This window comes from Delftia sp. ZNC0008, from assembly GCF_000799035.1.
Lineage (GTDB): Bacteria > Pseudomonadota > Gammaproteobacteria > Burkholderiales > Burkholderiaceae_C > Comamonas > Comamonas tsuruhatensis.
Window position 1 is genome coordinate 1 of sequence record NZ_JTKZ01000153.1, and the last position, 2,043, is coordinate 2,043.

2 protein-coding genes are annotated in these 2,043 nt (G+C 66.6%); both read left to right on the forward strand.

The annotated features are described in order from the left end of the window. Positions 1 to 49 precede the first annotated feature (49 nt). Complete coding sequence (locus L995_RS05195; protein WP_046240202.1) at positions 50 to 826, forward strand: SDR family NAD(P)-dependent oxidoreductase; 777 nt, start codon at positions 50 to 52, stop codon at positions 824 to 826. A 292-nt stretch (positions 827 to 1,118) separates the two neighbouring features. Beyond that, positions 1,119 to 2,043: hypothetical protein (locus L995_RS05200; protein WP_047469832.1), on the forward strand; the 925-nt coding region annotated here is incomplete at its 3' end.

Genomic DNA, 2,043 nt, shown 5'->3' on the forward strand with positions numbered 1-2,043 from the left:
CCGCGTAGGCAGCACCGGCAGCACGGGCACAAGCGATACCATCGCCCGCATGAACAATGCATCGCCTCTCCTTTCCCTGACGATTCTCACGGGCGCTTCGCGCGGCATGGGCCTGGCCATGGCCCGGCAACTGCTCGATGCCGGCCATGAGCTGGTCACGCTGTCGCGCTCCACCAGCGAAGACCTGAACCGGGCCGCCGCCACGGCAGGCGCCCCGCTGCAGCAGTGGAGCGTGGACCTGGGCGAGCCCGAGGCAGCGGCCCGCAGGCTGGGCGAATGGCTCGCCGGGCTGGACGCCACGCGCTACGCCAGCGTCACCCTGATCAACAACGCGGGCGTGATTCCGCAGATCGCGCCGCTGTCGCAGCTGCGGCCCGCCGACATCGCCCAGGCCATGCGCGTGGGACTGGAGGCGCCCATGCTGCTGACGGCCGCCTTCCTGGCCGCCACCGAAGGCTGGACGGCCGTGCCGCGCAAGGTGCTCAACATTTCTTCGGGCCTGGGGCGGCGCGCCATTGCCTCGCAGGCCTCCTACTGCGCGGCCAAGGCCGGCATGGACCATTTCAGCCGCAGCGTGGCGCTGGACGAGGCGCTCAAGCCCCACGGCGCGCGCATCTGCTCGCTGGCGCCCGGCGTCATCGACACCGACATGCAGGTGCAGCTGCGCAGCGCCGATGCCGCAGCCTTTCCCGATGCAGGCAACTTCGCCCAGCTCAAGGAGGGCGGCAAGCTGTCCACGCCCGAGCAGGCCGCCACCCTGGTGCTGGGCTGGCTGCAGCGCGCGGATTTTGGCGAGCAGGTTGTGGCCGACGTGCGCCAGCCCTGAACGCACGGGTCTGGCAGGCTCGATGCAGCAATGAAAACCCCGGCAGCAGACAGAAACATATCGCCGTGCTGCCGGAAACAATCCAGCCATTCGCCCCGGAAAATATTCCGCAAGTTTTACCGATTGCAGGAATCATTTCCCATATCCAGGCCGCGCATTGCCTTCAGAAACGTCATCTGGCAAAGGATGACGTTTTTCGTCTGAGTTTTCCAGTCCCGCTTTTCCAATCCTCCTACAGTGGCGTTTATTTCGGCTGGCAAGAATGGGGCACTCAACTCCAGGAAATCCAGCCATGTCCATTGCCTATTCCGATCCCCTGGCAACGCCAGTGGTCCCTGCGGCCAATACATCCGTCAGCGGTGTTTCATGGGCGGCGATATTCGCGGGCGCCATGGCGGCGGCCTCGCTGTCGCTGCTGCTGTTCATTCTGGGCACGGGCCTGGGCCTGTCGTCTGTCTCGGTATGGACCGGCCAGGGCATGGATGCCGGCGCCCTGGGGTGGACGGCCGTGGCCTGGATCGCCTTCACCCAGCTGGCCTCCGCCGGCGTGGGCGGGTACCTGGCCGGGCGGCTGCGCACCCGCTGGCAAGGCGTGCATACGGACGAGGTCTACTTCCGCGACACGGCCCACGGCTTTCTGTCCTGGGCGCTGGCCACGCTGGCCATGGTGGCCCTGATGGGCGCTGCGGCCGGTGGTGCGGTGTCCGGCGCCTTCAAGGCGGCGCAGACCGTGGCCACCAGCGCCTCCAGCGTGGTGGGTAGCGCGATCGGCGCCGCCGGCGGTGCGGCTGCTGGCGGTGCCGCAGCCATGGCCGGTGCCTCGGGCGCCGATGCCTCGCCCCAGGGCCTGGCCTACTGGACCGGCAGCCTGTTCCGCAATTCCGCAGCAACCTCCGGCAGCACAACGCCTGCCGACATGGCCAGCGCCACGCGGGAGGCCGGCGTGATCTTTGCCCAGTCGCTGCGCACCGGCCAGCTTTCTGCGGTCGATGAGCAATATCTGGCCCAGCTGATTGCGCGCAATTCCGATATTCCGGTGGAAGAAGCGCAAAAGAAAGTGCGAAGCACCTTTGATTCCGTACAGATGCAGATAAAGCAGGCCGAGCAAAAGGCAGAAGAGGCCAAGCAAAAGGCCAAGCAGGCCGCTGAAGAAACGCGAAAGGCCACCGCCCATTCCATGCTCTGGCTGTTTGTTTCCCTGATGCTGGGCGACGCGG